Annotated in this window: 15 protein-coding genes; 9 read left to right on the plus strand and 6 right to left on the minus strand. The window is 73.3% G+C overall.

Going from position 1 to position 16,460, the window contains the following annotated elements; all coding sequences use genetic code 11:
- Positions 1-2,360: PIG-L family deacetylase (locus ACFTXQ_RS30270; protein WP_382646750.1), on the plus strand; the 2,360-nt coding region annotated here is incomplete at its 5' end.
- A 250-nt stretch (positions 2,361-2,610) separates the two neighbouring features.
- Positions 2,611-4,665 (plus strand): PIG-L family deacetylase, encoded by a 2,055-nt coding sequence (locus ACFTXQ_RS30275; RefSeq protein WP_382646753.1) that lies wholly within the window; start codon positions 2,611-2,613, stop codon positions 4,663-4,665.
- 34 nt (positions 4,666-4,699) lie between these two features.
- On the opposite strand, the gene ACFTXQ_RS30280 is transcribed toward ACFTXQ_RS30275, so the two are convergent.
- The 3 genes from ACFTXQ_RS30280 to ACFTXQ_RS30290 form a co-directional block, all read right to left on the minus strand.
- Positions 4,700-5,134 (minus strand): hypothetical protein, encoded by a 435-nt coding sequence (locus ACFTXQ_RS30280; protein WP_382646756.1) that lies wholly within the window; start codon positions 5,132-5,134, stop codon positions 4,700-4,702.
- A gap of 93 nt (positions 5,135-5,227) precedes the next feature.
- The gene (locus ACFTXQ_RS30285) at positions 5,228-5,650 is read right to left on the minus strand and encodes a helix-turn-helix transcriptional regulator (protein ID WP_382646759.1); all 423 of its coding nucleotides are present in this window, start codon (positions 5,648-5,650) and stop codon (positions 5,228-5,230) included.
- 80 nt (positions 5,651-5,730) lie between these two features.
- Positions 5,731-7,092 (minus strand): glutamine synthetase family protein, encoded by a 1,362-nt coding sequence (locus ACFTXQ_RS30290; protein WP_365167959.1) that lies wholly within the window; start codon positions 7,090-7,092, stop codon positions 5,731-5,733.
- 174 nt (positions 7,093-7,266) lie between these two features.
- Between ACFTXQ_RS30290 and ACFTXQ_RS30295 the strand changes: the two genes are divergently transcribed.
- The 4 genes from ACFTXQ_RS30295 to ACFTXQ_RS30310 all read left to right on the plus strand — a co-directional run bounded on the left by ACFTXQ_RS30295 (position 7,267) and on the right by ACFTXQ_RS30310 (position 9,624).
- Positions 7,267-7,650: a hypothetical protein gene (locus ACFTXQ_RS30295; protein ID WP_382646762.1), complete on the plus strand. Its 384-nt coding sequence runs from the start codon at positions 7,267-7,269 to the stop codon at positions 7,648-7,650.
- 58 nt (positions 7,651-7,708) lie between these two features.
- Positions 7,709-8,389, plus strand: a complete 681-nt coding sequence (locus ACFTXQ_RS30300; protein WP_382646764.1) for a DUF3105 domain-containing protein — start codon at positions 7,709-7,711, stop codon at positions 8,387-8,389.
- Positions 8,386-9,066 carry a DUF305 domain-containing protein gene (locus ACFTXQ_RS30305; RefSeq protein ID WP_382646767.1) on the plus strand — a complete coding sequence of 227 codons (681 nt, stop codon included), beginning with the start codon at positions 8,386-8,388 and terminating at the stop codon, positions 9,064-9,066. The genes ACFTXQ_RS30300 and ACFTXQ_RS30305 overlap by 4 nt, the downstream gene beginning before the upstream one ends.
- Before the next feature lie 138 nt (positions 9,067-9,204).
- Positions 9,205-9,624 carry a CBS domain-containing protein gene (locus tag ACFTXQ_RS30310; RefSeq protein ID WP_382646770.1) on the plus strand — a complete coding sequence of 140 codons (420 nt, stop codon included), beginning with the start codon at positions 9,205-9,207 and terminating at the stop codon, positions 9,622-9,624.
- Here the strand turns inward: ACFTXQ_RS30310 and ACFTXQ_RS30315 are convergent.
- A complete protein-coding gene (locus ACFTXQ_RS30315) occupies positions 9,609-10,532 on the minus strand; it encodes an alpha/beta fold hydrolase (RefSeq protein WP_382646773.1) in 924 nt (307 codons plus the stop codon). The two genes, ACFTXQ_RS30310 and ACFTXQ_RS30315, sit on opposite strands and share 16 nt — an antisense overlap.
- Complete coding sequence (locus tag ACFTXQ_RS30320) at positions 10,529-11,230, minus strand: DUF998 domain-containing protein (protein ID WP_382646776.1); 702 nt, start codon at positions 11,228-11,230, stop codon at positions 10,529-10,531. Before ACFTXQ_RS30320 ends, ACFTXQ_RS30315 begins: the two co-directional genes overlap by 4 nt.
- A gap of 71 nt (positions 11,231-11,301) precedes the next feature.
- Here ACFTXQ_RS30320 and ACFTXQ_RS30325 point away from each other — a divergent pair, with 71 nt between their 5' ends.
- The 3 genes from ACFTXQ_RS30325 (at position 11,302) to ACFTXQ_RS30335 (ending at position 15,250) form a co-directional block, all read left to right on the plus strand.
- Positions 11,302-11,649 carry a hypothetical protein gene (locus tag ACFTXQ_RS30325; protein ID WP_382646779.1) on the plus strand — a complete coding sequence of 116 codons (348 nt, stop codon included), beginning with the start codon at positions 11,302-11,304 and terminating at the stop codon, positions 11,647-11,649.
- A 124-nt stretch (positions 11,650-11,773) separates the two neighbouring features.
- The gene (locus tag ACFTXQ_RS30330) at positions 11,774-13,414 is read left to right on the plus strand and encodes a multicopper oxidase family protein (RefSeq protein WP_382646782.1); all 1,641 of its coding nucleotides are present in this window, start codon (positions 11,774-11,776) and stop codon (positions 13,412-13,414) included.
- 81 nt (positions 13,415-13,495) lie between these two features.
- Positions 13,496-15,250 (plus strand): NAD+ synthase, encoded by a 1,755-nt coding sequence (locus tag ACFTXQ_RS30335; protein ID WP_382646785.1) that lies wholly within the window; start codon positions 13,496-13,498, stop codon positions 15,248-15,250.
- A gap of 59 nt (positions 15,251-15,309) precedes the next feature.
- Here the strand turns inward: ACFTXQ_RS30335 and ACFTXQ_RS30340 are convergent, their stop codons facing one another.
- Positions 15,310-16,338 carry an endonuclease/exonuclease/phosphatase family protein gene (locus ACFTXQ_RS30340; RefSeq protein WP_382646787.1) on the minus strand — a complete coding sequence of 343 codons (1,029 nt, stop codon included), beginning with the start codon at positions 16,336-16,338 and terminating at the stop codon, positions 15,310-15,312.
- Positions 16,339-16,460: the final 122 nt, after the last annotated feature.

A 16,460-nucleotide genomic window follows, 5' to 3' on the forward strand; every position in this document is an offset into this window, starting at 1 on the left:
CACTGATCCTGTGCACCGACGGCCTCGTCGAGCAGCCGGGCGCCGACCTCGACGACGGACTGCAGGCCCTCACGGCCCTCGTCGGCAGCGGCCCCCACGACCTCGGCGACCCCGGCGGGCGCCGCGCGGCCGGGGCAGCGGCAGCAGCAGCCGGGGACGGCGGGGCCGACGCCGGGCGGGACCGTCGCGCCGGGGGCGAGGCCGCCCGCGGGCCGCGGGCCGGCTCCCCCGGGGGGCGCCGTACGGCCGGAGCCGGGGCACACCCCGCCCGCCACCACGGCCAGTGGAGGGGCCTCGTCAAGGCGGTCGCGTTCCTCGCCGCCACCGCCGCCGGCAGCATGCTCGTGCTCCGCGGCAACGACGCCCTCGACCGCCTCGCCGCCCCCGCACGCCCCGAGAGCAGGGCCACCGCCCCCGCCGCCCCGGCCGACGCCCCCGACCCCGGCCGCGTGCTCCAGATCGTCGCCCACCCGGATGACGACCTCTACTTCATGAATCCGGACCTGCGCTACTCCATAGCCGCCGGCCACCCCGTGACCTCGGTCTACCTCACCTCCGGCGAAGCCGACGGCATCAACGCCGCCGAAGGCAAGCAGGGCTCGGCCAAGCCCAACAAGCCCGCCTACGCCGAAGCCCGCCAGAACGGCATACGCGCCGCCTACGCCCAGATGGCCACCGGCGACCGCACCAGCGCCTGGCAGCGCGGCGTCGTCCCCACCAAGGGCGGCGGCCACGCCGAAGTCGACGTCCTCGTCGCCAAGCCCCAGATCAACCTCGTCTGGCTGCAGCTCCGCGAGGCCGGCACCGTCTACGACCCCGCCCCCGACAGCCTCCACGGCCTGTGGGACGGCAAGGTCCCCCGCCTGGAGTCGGTGCTCTCCTCCGGCACCCCGGTCAAGCAGAGGTTCTCGTACACGAAGGACCAGGTCGTCCAGACCCTGGCCGGTGTCCTGGAGCAGTACAAGCCGACCACCATCCGCGCGCAGGACCCGACCCCCGGCCGTTTCCCCGACACCAAGCGGTACACCGACCACCAGGACCACTTCTACGGCGCCCGCTTCGTTCAGCTGGCCACCGCCGCCTACGCGAAGGACGTCAAGGACCGCCCGCACTTCGCGGTGCAGAACTACGTCGGCTACTTCAACGGCTCCCTCCCCAGCGCCCTGGACCCCGACGAGGCCAAGGCCAAGCTGGACATCCTGGACACCTACGCCTGGCTCGACCGGCAGAACCACTGCGGCAGCGACGCCGGCTGCGGCGACCTCAAGGTGGCCGAGCACCCGGCGGGCAACCGCTGGACGGACACCGTCAACTACGCCCGCGGCACCAGCACCTCCTGGCTGACCTCCGACGCGGAGCACGGCCTGTGGGCCTTCAAGGTGCTCGACGGCCAGGTCGCCGTCTGGCACCGCAGCGGCCTCATCGGCCGCTGGAGCGGGCCCACCCTGCTGCCCGGCACCGGCATGGACCAGGGCATGTCCACCGTCACCCTGAACGACGGCCGCATCGCCGTCTTCGGCACCCGCACCTCCTTCGGCACGAAGCCCGCCGACTACCGGCGCGAGGTCGTCCACGCCGCCCAGAAGGCCCCGGGCTCCGAGGAGTTCGGCCCGTGGCAGTCGCTGGGCACCCCCGAGACGGCGGACGAGAACTGGACCTCCGACATCAGCGCGCCCGCCGTCTCGCTCGACGGCACCGGCCGGCCGGCGGCGTACGTCCGCGACGGCTCGTACGGCCTGCGCGGCCGGGTGCAGCACGCGGACGGCAGCTGGGGCCCGTGGGAGAGCTACGGCGGCACCGACCTGCACGGCACCCCGGCCACCGCGACCGACGGCGCCGGCCGGCGGATGGTGTTCTCCTCGACCTCCAAGACGGTGCTGGGCTGGGTGCAGCCGAAGCCGGGCGCCCCGCTGGGCCCGGCCACCGCCACCGGACTGCCGGACACCACGCTGCCGCTCACGGCGGAGGGCCGCGAGGGCGGGGTGCGGCTGTGGTTCCGCAAGCCGGGATCCGGCAACGTCCGTACCGCCCTGGTGACCGGTGACGGCGGGCTGAAGGTGAACAACCTCACCGACCTCGGCGGCCTCCAGGGCTTCGGCTCGGTGACGGCGAGCGGGCACGTGCTGGCCGGGCGCACGGCGGGCGGGCAGCTGGGCTCGGACCTCGGGCCGGGCCGGCCGTGGGAGCGGTCGCCGCTGATGTTCGTCGGCGCGCCGTCCTCGACGATGACCGGGAAGAACATGGTCAGCCTGGCGGTGGTGGGGCTCGACGCACGGCTGTACGTGACCTCGTCGGCGGACGCCCCGGACGCCCACCTGGCGCCGTGGCAGCCGGTGGGGCCGCGCAACACGGCCCCGTAGCAACGGTGTAACGCGGCCCTCCCCACGGACTGCCCTTGCGCGCACGCCGGTTGCCCTGAGGAGCGGACGAACAGCGTCCATTTTTTGGTCACATATCCGGACCAAAAACTCCATAGGACGCAATCACGTCCGGTCTTTTCCGGAAACCGGCAGTCATCGGCGAAATCGGTGAACCAACTTGCCGAAATTCGCCTCTCCCTGACTGCCCAGCGGTTTTTCCGCACCCGGAACGACCCCAAGGCGTGACCCGATGCCCATGACCCGCCGCCGCTTCGCGGCACTCGCAGCCGTCCTCACCGTCGGCACCACCGGCGTGCTCGCCGTCGCCTCCGGCCAGCAGACGCCGGCCGCGGCCGGGCAGGAGCAGGCCCCGGCGGCCGCGCTCCCGGCGAGCGCCACGGCCGGATCGGTGGTCCAGGTCGTCGCCCATCCCGACGACGACCTGTTCTTCATGAACCCCGACCTCAGCCGCTCGCTGCTGGCGGGCATACCGGTCACCACCGTCTACCTCACCTCCGGCGAGGCCGACGGCCGCAACGAGGCCAGGGGCGGCGCCGCCAAGGACCCCGAACAGCCCGCCGACCGCGCCCACTACGCCGAGGCCCGGCAGAACGGCATACGCTCCGCCTACGCGCAGATGGCCCTCGGGGACCGGACCGGCGTGTGGCGCCGTACGGTCATACCCACCACCGGTGGCGGCCAGGCCGAGCTGGACGTCCTCGTCGCCAAGCCGGAGATCAACCTGGTGTGGCTCCAGATGCGCGAGGCCCGCACCACCGGCGACGACACCCCGGAGAGCCTGCGCGGCCTGTGGAACGGGCGGATACCGGCCCTGCCCTCGCAGCTGACCTCCGGCACCCCGGTCAAGCGGACGTACACGTACACGAAGGACCAGCTGATACAGGCGATAGCCGGGATCCTGGAGCGGTACCGGCCGACGACGATACGGATGCAGGACCCGACTCCGGGCCGGTACGAGTCCGGCAGGTACACCGACCACCAGGACCACATGTACGGGGCGCGCTTCGCTCAGGCCGCCACCGCCGCCTACGCCGAGCGCGTCACGAACCGCCCGCGCTTCTCGGTCCAGAACTACCTCGGCTACCACAACGGCGACCTCCCGCACGCGCTGGACCCGCAGACGGCCGAGACGAAGACCGGCTACCTGCGCACCTACGCCTGGCAGGACCGCGAGAACTACTGCAGCTCCCCCTCGGGCTGCGGCGACCGCAAGGTCGCGGGCAATCCGACCGGGCGCAACTGGGCCCAGTCCATGCGCTACAGCCGCGCCGACCACGCCTCCTGGCTGGCGGAGGGCACGCCCGGCCGTCTCTGGGCCTTCGCCACGCTGGACGGGCAGGGCGCGTACTGGACGCGGAGCCCCGGCGGCGACTGGGCCGGCCCGGCCCTCCTCCCCGGCACGGGCATCGACCCGGGCCCGACCGCCACCCGCCTCCCCGACGGCCGGATCGGGGTCCTCGCCACCCGCACGGTCTTCGGCTCCGCGCCCGCCGACTACCGGCGCGAGGTCGTGTACGCGGTCCAGTCCGCGCCCGACGGCCCGTTCGGCCCGTGGCAGTCGCTCGGCACCCCCGAGCGGGGCGACGAGGAGGGCACGTCGGCCATCAGCTCGCCCGCGGCCGCCGTCGACGCCGAAGGCCGCGTCACCGTCTACCTCCGCGACGCCCGCCGCACCCTGCGCGCCGCCACCCAGCAGCCGCACGGCGGCTTCTCCACCTGGCAGCGGCTGGGCGGCGACGACCTGCAGAGCGATCCGGTGACGGCGGTCGACTCCGCCGGGCGCCGCCACGTGTACGCCACCACCACCGACTCGGTGCTGGCCTGGCACCAGGCGGCTGTGGGCGGCCCGCTCCTCGGGCCGTCGCCGACGGGCCTGCCCGCCACCACGGTCCCGCTGTCGGCGGCCCCGGACGGCGCGGGCGTCCGCCTGTACTTCCGCCGCCCCGACTCGGGGGTCGTCCGCACCGCCCTGGTCACGGCGGGCCCGGGCAAGCCGCAGGTCTCCAGCATCACGGAGGCGGGCGGCCGGGCCGGCTACGGTGCGGTCGGCGTCGCGGGCCGCCTCATCTCGGGCCGAGCGGACAGCGGCACGGTCGGCACGACGGGCCTCGGCGGCCCGCCCGCCTGGTCGGAATCCCGCATGCTCTACGCGGGCGCCCCGTCAGCGGTCCTCGAACCGGCCGGCACCATCACCACGGCGGTCCTGGGCCTGGATGCACAACTCCACACCACGACGACCCCACCGACCGCCACCCGCCCCACCTGGCACGCCGCGGTCCGCTGACCCCGCACGACCCGCCGGAGGCGCACCGTGCGGGTCAGGCGGCGAAGCGGCGGTTTCCGGTGAGGGACCACACGGCGGAGATCCGGCCGTCCGTGACGGCGAACATGTCGATGCCGCTCCTGACGGCGACGTCGCTGCCGCCGTCGGCCTGGCTCTCGCTCCATCGGCAGGCCATCTCGCCGCGCTCGGAGTCGACCAGGGGTGCGGCGTCGGCCACGAACGTCAGGCCGGTGAGGGCGTGGCTGTTGGCCGAGATGAACGCCTTCAGTTCGTCCTGGCCGAAGGTGGCGCCCCCGGAGCCGGTGCCGCCGAAGTCGTCCGCGAAGTACAGCCGGAAGCCGGGGGCGAGGATCTGCTCGGCGAGGGCGACGTCCCCGTTCCAGAGCGCCGCCCAGCCCTCCACCAGCCGGGTGCCGGCCTCCCGGGTCAGCAGTGCGGAGTCGGTGGTGGCGGTCGTCGTCACAGACATGGGTGCCGTGCCTTCCGTGGTCGGTTCGTGGTCACCAGCCTCCGGGCCGTCGGCGACAACCCCCTGTCGGTGTTTAGCCCTCCGGGCGGCGGCTCAAGCGAAACCGTAGAGCTTGTCGAGTGGGACTCGATCCCGTCCGAGGGCCTGGGCGGCGAGCTCGCCCGCGGCCTGGCGTTCGCGCTCCGGCATGACGGCGAGCACCTTGTGCAGTGCCGAGCGGGCGTCCGCGGCGAACGGGGTCCCGGACAGTGCGTGCAGCGCGACGGTCAACGCCGCCGCCTCGGCCGCGGTGATGGTCAGGGGCGGCAGGGTGTGGTCCTTGTCCACCACGTAGCCGCCGCTGCGGCCCGGTTCGGCGTAGAGCGGCACACCGGACTGCTGAAGGGCGCTGAGGTCGCGCTCGATGGTGCGGGTGCTGACGCCGAAGCGCTCGGCGAGCCACCGGGCGCTGCGCGGCCGGGGCGAGACCGCCCGTAACTCCTCCACCAGGGCGTACAGGCGCTCGGTACGGTTCACAGCCAAGGACCGTAGCCGATGCCCCGGCGCGAAACGAGCCCGGGCCGACGGTCGGTGACCGCCGGCCCGGAGAGGTGGTGCTACAGCACCGGGAGGTTCTTGCGGAGTTCGAAGGCGGTGACCTCCGAGCGGTATTCCTCCCACTCCTGCTTCTTGTTGCGCAGGAAGAAGTCGAAGACGTGCTCGCCGAGGGTTTCGGCGACCAGTTCGCTGCGTTCCATCAGGGCGATGGCCTCGCCGAGGTTCTGCGGGAGGGGTTCAATGCCCATCGCGCGGCGTTCCGCGTCGGAGAGGGCCCAGACGTCGTCGTCGGCGCCGGCCGGGAGTTCGTAGCCCTCCTCGATGCCCTTGAGGCCCGCCGCGAGGAGGACGGCGTACGTGAGGTAGGGGTTGGCGCCCGAGTCGATCGAGCGGACCTCGACGCGGGAGGAGCCCGTCTTGCCCGGCTTGTACATCGGGACGCGGATCAGCGCGGAGCGGTTGTTGTGGCCCCAGCAGATGTACGAGGGGGCCTCGCCGCCGGAGCCTGCGGTGCGCGACGAGCCGCCCCAGATGCGCTTGTAGGAGTTGACCCACTGATTGGTGACCGCGGCGGTTTCGGCGGCGTGCTTGAGCAGGCCGGCGATGAAGGAGCGGCCGACCTTCGAGAGCTGGTACTCGGCGCCCGACTCGTAGAAGGCGTTGCGGTCGCCCTCGAAGAGGGACAGGTGGGTGTGCATGCCCGAGCCGGGGTACTCCGAGAAGGGCTTCGGCATGAAGGTGGCCTGGACGCCCTGTTCGAGGGCGACCTGCTTCATGACCAGGCGGAAGGTCATGATGTTGTCGGCCGTGGAGAGGGCGTCGGCGTAGCGGAGGTCGATCTCCTGCTGGCCGGGGGCGCCCTCGTGGTGGCTGAACTCCACCGAGATGCCCATGGATTCGAGCATGGTGATCGCCTGGCGGCGGAAGTCCATGCCCACGTTCTGCGGAGTGTGGTCGAAGTAGCCGGAGTTGTCCGCCGGGACGGGGCGGGTGCCGTCCAGCGGCTTGTCCTTCAGCAGGAAGAACTCGATCTCCGGGTGGGTGTAGAAGGTGAAGCCCAGGTCGGAGGTCTTGGCCAGGATGCGCTTGAGGACGAAGCGCGGGTCCGCGAAGGACGGGGAGCCGTCCGGCATCAGGATGTCGCAGAACATCCGGGCGGTCCCGGGGGCCTCGGCGCGCCACGGCAGTATCTGGAAGGTGCTCGGGTCCGGCTTGGCGATCATGTCGGACTCGTAGACCCGCGCGAAGCCCTCGATCGCGGAGCCGTCGAAGCCGATGCCCTCGTCGAAGGCCTGCTCCAGCTCCGCGGGGGCGACCGCGACGGACTTGAGGAAGCCCAGTACGTCGGTGAACCACAGGCGCACGAACCGGATGTCGCGCTCCTCAAGCGTCCGGAGGACGAATTCCTGCTGCTTGTCCATGCCTTCATCCTCGCAGTTCAGACGGCCTGTGCACCACCGCCCCCGGGGGGTGCGGGCACAGTCGGGCCGGCCCAGTATCGCCAGCGGTGGTTTCCGCCACATTACGCACCCGCCAAAGGTCGCGGCACCCCCGCACTGACCGTGGACCCGTCATGAGCATTACCATCTGCGGCCATGGGGGGCCGGCAGGACACACAGCGGGGGCGTCGGGTACGTCCCGGACTGCTGCGCGCCGTCCTGCTGACGGCCTTCGGGGTGCTGGCCGGGGTGCTCCTGCTCTGCGCCCGGCCCGGTGAACCGCATGCGCCGAACGCCCCTGCGGCCGCGCAGGCCCCTCGGCCGGCGCACGCCGTCTGCGTGTCCCCGTACGACCTGCCCGGCTGCTCGCCCCTCGCGCACACGATCCCGGGCCTGCTGCCCGCGCCGCCGCCCGCCGTGGTCCTGGCGGGCGGCGATCCGCCGCCCGCCGCCGCGACCGGCGGGGAGGGGCGGATCCGGCCGCGCGGGCCGCTCGCGCGCGCCCCTGACCTGCATGTCCTCCAGGTGCTGCGGAACTGACGGGTCCGGTTTCCCGTTCCATTCCACCCCCCATCATCAGCAGAAGGAACCAGGGCACATGGCCAGCAGGACTACGGACAACCATTCCCGCCAGCAGCGCATAGCCGAGATGCGCCGGGCCGACAAGGCGCGCGAGCGGCGCATGAAGGCCATCGCGATCACCGTCTCGTCGGCCGTGGTCGTCGGCCTGGTCGGCTTCGGCGCGTGGGTGCTGATCGACCAGAAGCAGACCGAGCAGCGCAAGCAGCAGGCCGCCGAGAAGCTCCTCAAGGAGCAGCAGGAGATCCGCAAGCAGCCCGTCGAGGGCGAGCAGGTCTGGGACGCGAAGAAGCTGGGCCGCAATCACGTCGAGACCCCGGTGAAGTACGAGATGAACCCGCCGGTCGGCGGTGACCACCACCCGCGCTGGATGAACTGCAACGGCGACGTCTACAAGAACGCCGTCCCGGAGGTGAACGCCGTGCACTCGATGGAGCACGGCGCGGTCTGGGTGACGTACAACGAGAAGGCCGCGAAGGCCGACCTCGACAAGCTGTCCGCGCGGGTGGAGAAGACCCCGTACACGCTGATGAGCCCGGTCAAGGAGCAGGCCGGTGCGATCATGCTCAGCGCGTGGGGCAAGCAGCTGACGGTGGAGACGGCGGACGATCCCCGGGTGGCGCAGTTCCTCACCAAGTACGTGCAGGGTGAGCAGACCCCGGAGCCGGGCGCCGCCTGCACGAACGGCCTGGCCAAGTGAGCCGCACCCCCCGTACGTACTGGGTCTCGGGCACGGCGGTCCTGCTGGCGCTGCTGTTCGCGGCCGTGGCCACGATGGCCGCCGCCGCGAACGGGGACGGCGACGACGGGCCCGCGCCGGCGGCCGCCGCGCCCGGGCTGCGCTCCCCCGACGCGGGCTTCGCCCGGGACATGGCCGTGCACCACCAGCAGGCGGTGGAGATGTCCTTCGTCGTGCGCGACCGCACCCAGGACGAGGCGGTCCGCAGCCTCGCCTACGACATCGCCAACACCCAGGCCAATCAGCGGGGCATGCTCCTCGGCTGGCTGGACCTGTGGGGGCTGCCGAAGGTGCTGGCCGACGAGCCCGCGATGTCCTGGATGGGGGCCGCGGGTGACGGCCATGCCGGGCACGGAGGGCACGCCGCCCAGCCCGGCGGGCCGCTCATGCCCGGCATGGCGACCAAGGAGGAGCTCGCGCAGCTGGGCGCCGTCTCCGGCCGGGACGCGGAGGTGCTCTACCTCCAGCTGATGACCGACCACCACAAGGGCGGCGTCGCGATGGCCGAGGGCTGCGCCCGGCTGTGCGGGACCCCGGCCGAGCGGGAGCTGGCGCAGGGCATGGTCGACGCACAGCGCTCGGAGCTCACCCTGATGGCGGACATGCTGGGGCGGCGCGGAGCTGCGCCGCGCGGGTGACGGGACACGCCCGTACGGTGGTGGGAGGGCGCCTCTCACCCGTACGGGCGTGTACGGGGCCGAACGGCCTCATCGCGACGGGGCGCCGCGCCGGGCGCGTCCGCGCCGGGCGCGAACGGCGCGTTCAGGAGGTAAGCGATGACCACCGCCGCAGACATCATGCACTCCGGGGCCCAGTGGATCCCCGCCACCGAGACGCTGGACCGGGCGGCGGAGCTGATGGCCCGCCTCAACGTGGGCGCCCTGCCCGTCAGCGACGCCGACGAACGGCTGTGCGGCATCATCACCGACCGCGACATCGTGGTGGGCTGTATCGCCAAGGGCAAGGACCCGGCGAAGATGACGTGCGGTGACATGTGCCAGGGCACTCCGCGGTGGATAGACGCCGGCGCGGACGTCTCCGCGGTGCTGTCGGAGATGGAAACCCACCAGATCAAGCGCCTGCCGGTGATCGAGAACAAGAAGCTGGTCGGCATGATCAGCGAGGCCGACCTGGCGAAGCACCTGTCGGAGGGCCAGATCGCGGAGTTCGTCGAGAAGGTCTACGCGAGGCGCTGACCCCCTCCCCGATCCGTACCAGGCTCCCCTGCTTCGAGGACCGCCCGGGCCACCTGGTCCGGGCGGTCCAGCATGACCAGGTGTCCGGCGGGCTCGGCGACCTCGAAGCGGGCGCCGAGCCGGTCGGCGAGCGCCGCCTGGCGGGCGAGCCAGCGCAGGGCGCCGCGCCCCGTTCCGCTGCCGGCGTGGCCGGCGAGGACGGTGGCGGGGGCGGTCAGCGGGTGCGCGGCGCGCAGGGCGAGGACCTCGGCGGCCACGTCCGGGTAGCGGGAGTTCTCCAGCAGGGCGCCGCGCCAGACGCGGCCGGTGCGGTAGCAGCGGCGTACGAGGTCCCGGGCGGCCGGGTCGGCGCCGCCGGTGCGGGAGGCCCGTACGGCCGCGCGGCGGGCCGCGGGGCCCAGCGCGGCCGGCAGCCCGGCGGCGGTGACGGCCCGGCCGAGGGCGCGGGCGGCGGCGGTGCGCAGCCCTGCGGGCAGCAGCGCGCGCGGGGCCTCCTCGACGCTGGAGTCCAGGAGCACCAGGGCCGCGGTGCGCTCCGGATACAGGCGGGCGAAGGCCTCGGCGTGGAATCCGGCGATCGAGTGCCCGACGACGGTGACGGAACCCGGGCCGGGGCCGGTGGCCGGCGCGGCCGGGGCCGCCAGCGCGTCCAGCAGGGCGGCGATCCGGTGGGCCTCCGCGGCGGCGGTCGGCGGCTCGGCTGCCGGGGCGCTGAGGCCGTGTCCGGGACGGTCGAAGCGGACGACGGTGCGGCCCGCGGCGACGAGCGGCCGGGCCACCGGGTCCCAGTCGAACCAGGCCATGGCGAGCCCGGCGCTCAGCACCACCACCGGCCCGCGCCCCTCGACGACCACGTGCAGCGCAACCCCGTCCACCCGGACGAACCGCGACCGTCCGGGCCCGGTCACGTACGGCGCTCCTCGTGCACGGAGTACGCGAGCAGGCCCAGCCAGAGCGCCACGAACAGCACCTGGAGCCGCTGCCCGGCCCCCAGCGCCCACGTCCCGCGCCCGGCGGTGAACAGCGCGATGGCGGTCAGGGTCCAGACGGTGGCGAGCAGTTCCAGGACGACGAGCGCGGGACCGTAGCGGGCGAGCGGCGCGAACCAGCCGTAGCGGCGGGCGGCGACGGTGAGGGCCACTATCCCGACGAGGGCGCCGGTCATGGCGAGGCTGCTGCTGACGGCATGGGCCTGATGGGTGGCCGGAACGAGGCCGGCGGTCTCGCGGGCCGCGCATTCGGGGTCCACGGTGGGCGTGCAGCTCAGCGGGAGCCAGGCGTCGGCGGCGGTGGCCGCGCCGAACAGGGTGACCCCGGCCCACCCGGCGGCCGCCCAGGCGCGGCGGGATTCGGCGTGCCGGACCAGCCGGAGCAGGGCCAGCAGGCCGCCGGCGAAGGCGAACAGCCCGGCGCTGAAGTCGGTGGCCCGGAACAGGCCGCCGAGCGGCTGGTTCCGGGCGGCGAGCTCGCTGACGTACGTCTCGATGGGGTTGAGGCCCGTGGAGAGGACCACTTCCAGCACCCACGCGGTGTAGGCGGCCGCGCCGAGCCCGATGAGGGCGGCGACCGGCCAGGCGGTGCGCGGAGAGAGGCCATGAGGGGACATAGTGTGACTAATCCTAAACAGACCGGGGTCGCTCCTCCGATCGGATACCCACCCCGGGTAGGGTTCCGATCATGACGCGCAGTGCCCAGCGAGCCGCCCCGTGGCCCCGGCTGCTCGTGCTGTGCGCCGCGCTGCTGCTGGGCGTCGTCACCCTGCACGTCGTCACCCTGCACGCCGTGGGCCGTCCGGCTGGATCCCACGCCCTGGTAGACGTGCCCGCGGGCCACTCCGTTGCCTCGGCCCCGGCACCCGCTGCCGAGGGGGGCGAGCCGGCCTCCGGCCTCGCCGTGCTCGAAGAGCCCGCCCTGCCGGTCCTCGGCGCCGGCCCCGCCGGCGCCCGCGATGCCGCGCCGCTCGGGGGTGCGGCCCGCGTTCCCGGGCGGTCCGGCGGACCCCGGCCGATGGTGCTGCGGATATAGGACCCGTCCCGCCGCCGCCCCCGCCGGCCCGGGGGCGGCGGCCCCGGCGCGCCCGCCCCTGCCGCGCCCGGCCGCCCGTGCCACGCCCATCCGCCCGTGCACGACCCCACGAGGTGCTCCCCCCATGCCCGCTCATCCCTCCGGTTCCCCCTCCCGACGCGCCGTGCTCGGCGCCTCCGCGTCCGCCGTCGCCGCCGTCGCCGGTTCGGCGCTGCTCACCGCCTGCGGCCGGCCCGCCGGCCCCCGCTCCGGCCCCGCCGACTCCTCCGGCCGCGGCCACGGGGGCATGAACCACGGCGGTTCCGCCGCCGACGTGGCCGGCTACGTCGACCCCGCCGGCCCGGAGGTCAAGGCCGCCGAGGCCGCCCGCAAGGCCACCGGCCCCGTCACCGAGGTCAAGCTCACCGCCACGGCCGCCACGCTCGACCTCGGGGCCGGGCGCTCCGTCCGCTCCTGGGCGTACGGGGACCAGCTGCCGGGCCAGGAGGTCCGGGTCACCGCGGGCGGCACCCTCGCCCTCACCCTGGCCAACAACCTGCCCGCGGCCACGTCCATGCACTGGCACGGCATCGCGCTGCGCAACGACATGGACGGGGTCCCGGGGCTCACCCAGCGGGACATCGCCCCGGGCGGCTCGTTCGCGTACCGGTTCGCCGTCACGCACCCCGGGACGTACTGGTTCCACCCGCACACCGGCGTCCAGCAGGACCGGGGGCTGTACGCGCCGCTCATCGTCGAGGACCCGAAGGAGCCCCTCTCGTACGACAAGGAGTGGGTGGTGGTCCTGGACGACTGGATCGACGGGGTCGACGGCGCCACCCCGGACGCGGTGCTCGCCGAGCTCCGCAAGGGCACCAACCCCCAGGCCCACGCCGCGCACGGGGCCCCGGGCCACAGCGCCAGCCCCAAGGCACCGGGGGCCGCCGGCAGGATCCCGCGGCTGCTCGTGGGCTCCGACAGCGACATCCTCGGCACGGAGGCGGGGAACGTCGCCTACCCGTACTACCTGGTCAACGGGCGGGTCGGGGAGGACCCGTCCGTCTTCACCGCGAGCCCCGGCGACCGGATCCGGCTGCGCATCATCAACGCGGGCGGCGACACGGCGTTCCGGCTGTGCCTCGGCGGCCACGAGCTGACGGTCACCCACGCGGACGGCTTCCCGGTGGAGCACGCGACGACGAACTCCCTGCTGCTGGGGATGGGCGAGCGCTACGACGTCCTGGTCACCGCCAAGGACGGGGTGTTCCCGCTCACCGCGCTCGCCGAGGGCAAGGGGCAGTCGGCGCTCGCGGTGCTGCGCACGGGGGCGGGGACGGCGCCGACCCCCGCGACCCGGCCGGCCGAGCTGGACGGGCAGCCGCTGATGGCGGACGCGCTCAAGCCCGCGGAGTCGGCCGCGCTGGCCCCGCGCGAGCCGGACCGTACGGTGCAGCTGCGGCTGACCGGCTCCATGGCCCGGTACAACTGGGCCTTCAACGGCGCGCCCTACACCCCGGACCAGCGGCACCCGGTGAAGGCGGGCGAGCGGGTCCGGCTGGAGTTCGCCAACGCCACCCCGATGTGGCACCCGGTCCACCTGCACGGCCACACCTTCGCCCTGGGCGGCGAGGCCGGCGGGGCCCGCAAGGACACCGCGATCATGCTGCCGGGCGGCAGGCTGACGGTGGACTTCGACGCGGACAACCCGGGGCTGTGGATGACCCACTGCCACAACGTCTACCACTCGGAGTCCGGGATGATGACGGTCCTCGGCTACCGGCTCTGACGCCCCTCACGGCCCGTTGCGCGGAGGCGAATCACGCGCGGCCCAGGATATCGCGTCAGAAAGACGATTAGACTGGGCCGCGTGCCTCAACTACGCCTCGCTCTGAATCAGATCGACTCGCGCGTCGGCGACATCACCGCCAACGCGGACTCGGTCGTCCACTGGACCCGGCACTCCGCCGAGCAGGGCGCCCACCTGGTGGCGTTCCCGGAGATGATGCTGACCGGGTACCCCGTCGAGGACCTCGCCCTGCGCGGGTCCTTCGTCGAGGCCTCCCGCACCGCGCTGCGGGAGCTCGCGGCGCGCCTCGCGGCCGAGGGTCTCGGCGAACTGCCCGTCGTCGTCGGCTACCTCGACCGGACCGAGAAGGCCGTGCACCGGCTCGGCCGCCCGGCCGGCTCCCCGGAGAACGCGGCGGCCGTGCTGCACCGCGGCGAGGTCGTGCTGCGCTTCGCCAAGCACCACCTTCCCAACTACGGCGTCTTCGACGAGTTCCGCTACTTCGTGCCGGGCAACACCCAGCCGGTGATCCGGGTGCACGGCGTCGACGTGGCCCTGGCCATCTGCGAGGACCTCTGGCAGGAGGGCGGCCGCGTCCCCGCCACCCGCTCCGCCGGGGCCGGGCTGCTGATCTCGATCAACGCCTCCCCGTACGAGCGCAACAAGGACGACGTGCGCCTCGAACTGGTGCGCAAGCGGGCCCAGGAGGCCGGCTGCACCCTCGCCTACCTGGCCATGATCGGCGGCCAGGACGAGCTGGTCTTCGACGGCGACTCGATCGTGGTCGACGGCGCCGGCGAGGTCATCGCCCGCGCACCGCAGTTCTCCGAGGGCTGCGTGCTCGTCGACCTCGACCTGCCGGCCGCCCGCGCCGACGCCACCGAGGGCGTGGTGGACGACGGGCTGCGCATCGACCGCGTGATCCTGTCCGAGGAGCCGCTGGCCCCGTACGAACCGGTCGTCACGGGCGGGTACGCCGACCGCCTCGACGACGACGAGGAGATCTACGACGCGCTCGTCGTGGGCCTGCGCGCGTACGTCAAGAAGAACGGATTCCGCTCCGTCCTGATCGGGCTCTCCGGAGGCATCGACTCCGCGCTCGTCGCGGCCATCGCCTGCGACGCGATCGGCGCGCAGAACGTGTACGGCGTCTCGATGCCCTCGAAGTACTCCTCGGAGCACTCCCGGGGCGACGCGGCCGAGCTGGCCGAGCGGACCGGCCTGAACTTCCGGACCGTGTCGATCGAGCCGATGTTCGACGCGTACATGGGCTCGCTGGGCCTGACCGGCCTGGCCGAGGAGAACCTCCAGTCCCGGCTGCGCGGCACGATGCTGATGGCGGTCTCCAACCAGGAGGGCCACATCGTGCTGGCCCCCGGCAACAAGTCCGAGCTGGCCGTCGGCTACTCCACCCTCTACGGCGACTCGGTCGGCGCCTACGGTCCGATCAAGGACGTCTACAAGACGGACGTCTTCCGGCTGGCCCACTACCGCAACCGGGCGGCGGCCGAGCGCGGCGAGACCCCGCCGATCCCGGAGAACTCCATCGTGAAGCCGCCGAGCGCCGAGCTGCGGCCCGGCCAGGTGGACACGGACTCGCTCCCGGACTACCCGGTGCTCGACGCGATCCTGGAGCTGTACGTGGACCGCGACCAGGGCCTGGAGTCGATCGTCGCGGCCGGTTTCGACCGGGAGCTGGTCGCCAGGACCATCCGGATGGTGGACACGGCGGAGTACAAGCGCCGCCAGTACCCGCCGGGCACGAAGATCTCCGCGAAGGGCTTCGGCAAGGACCGCCGGCTGCCGATCACGAACGGCTGGCGCGAGCACCCGTAGCCGCTCCGCCCGGTCAGGGGGTCCTCGCCGCCGGCGCGGCGAGGACCCCTTGCTTCCTGCTACTTCTTCACCGTCAGCCGCGCCGCGACGGGGAGGTGGTCGCTGCCCGTGCGCGGGAGGGTCCAGGAGGCCTCCGGCTTCATGCCGCGGACCATGATCTGGTCGATGCGGGCCATCGGGAACTGGGCCGGCCAGCTGAAGCCGAAGCCGTCGCCGGCCGCGCCCTGGGTGGACCGCATCTGCGAGGTGACCTCGGACAGGGACCGGTCGTTCATCGTGCCGTTGAGGTCGCCGAGCAGCAGCACCTTCCGCAGCGGTTCGGCGGCGAGCGCGGCCCCGAGCGCGTCGGCACTGTTGTCGCGCTGGTTGGCGGTGAAGCCGGCGTTCAGCTTGACCCGGACCGAGGGCAGGTGGGCGACGTAGACGCCGATGGGGCCCTCGGGGGTGGACACGGTGGTGCGCATGGCGCGGGTCCAGCCCATCTTGATGTCCACGGGCCCGCTGGAGGTCAGCGGGTACTTGCTCCACACGCCGACCGTGCCCTCGACCGCGTGGTACTTGTACGTGTCCGCCAGGGCGTTCTCGTAGACGGGGACGGCGCTCCCCTTCAGCTCGGTCAGGGCCAGTACGTCGGCCCCGGACTTCGCCACCGACTTGGCGGTGCCGCTCGGATCGGGGTTGTCGGCGTCCACGTTGTGGGTGGCGACCATGAGGTTGCCGCCGGCGCCGGATTTGTCGGTGACCAGTCCGCCGAACAGGTTCACCCAGACCGCCGCCGTCAGCACTATCGCGATGAGCGCGGTCGCCGACCTGCGGTACACGGCGGCCGCCAGCAGGACCGGGACGGCCAGGCCCAGCCAGGGCAGGAAGGTCTCGGTGAGGCTGCCGAGGTTGCCCACGTCGTTGGGCAGCTCCGCGTGGAAGATCATGACGAGCGAGATCAGTACGGCGAGCCCCGCCAGGACCAGCCCGCGGCGCCAGATGCCGCGGTCCCCTCTCAGATCGGCCAGCCGGCGCCGGAAGCGGGATCCGGAGGGCTCGGGCTCCGAGCCGCCGTTCCCCTTTTCCGTCAGATACGCCTGTGCCATGCCGCTGCCCTCACTGCCGTGCTCGCGCTCCGTCCCCGCCCCTTGACCCTAGGCGATGTACGGAGCCTTCCGTGCCCTACGTCACGACCGCCTGTCACGGTCGTACGTCCGGGAGGACGAAC

This window comes from Streptomyces sp. NPDC057010, assembly GCF_042673805.1.
Lineage (GTDB): Bacteria > Actinomycetota > Actinomycetes > Streptomycetales > Streptomycetaceae > Streptomyces.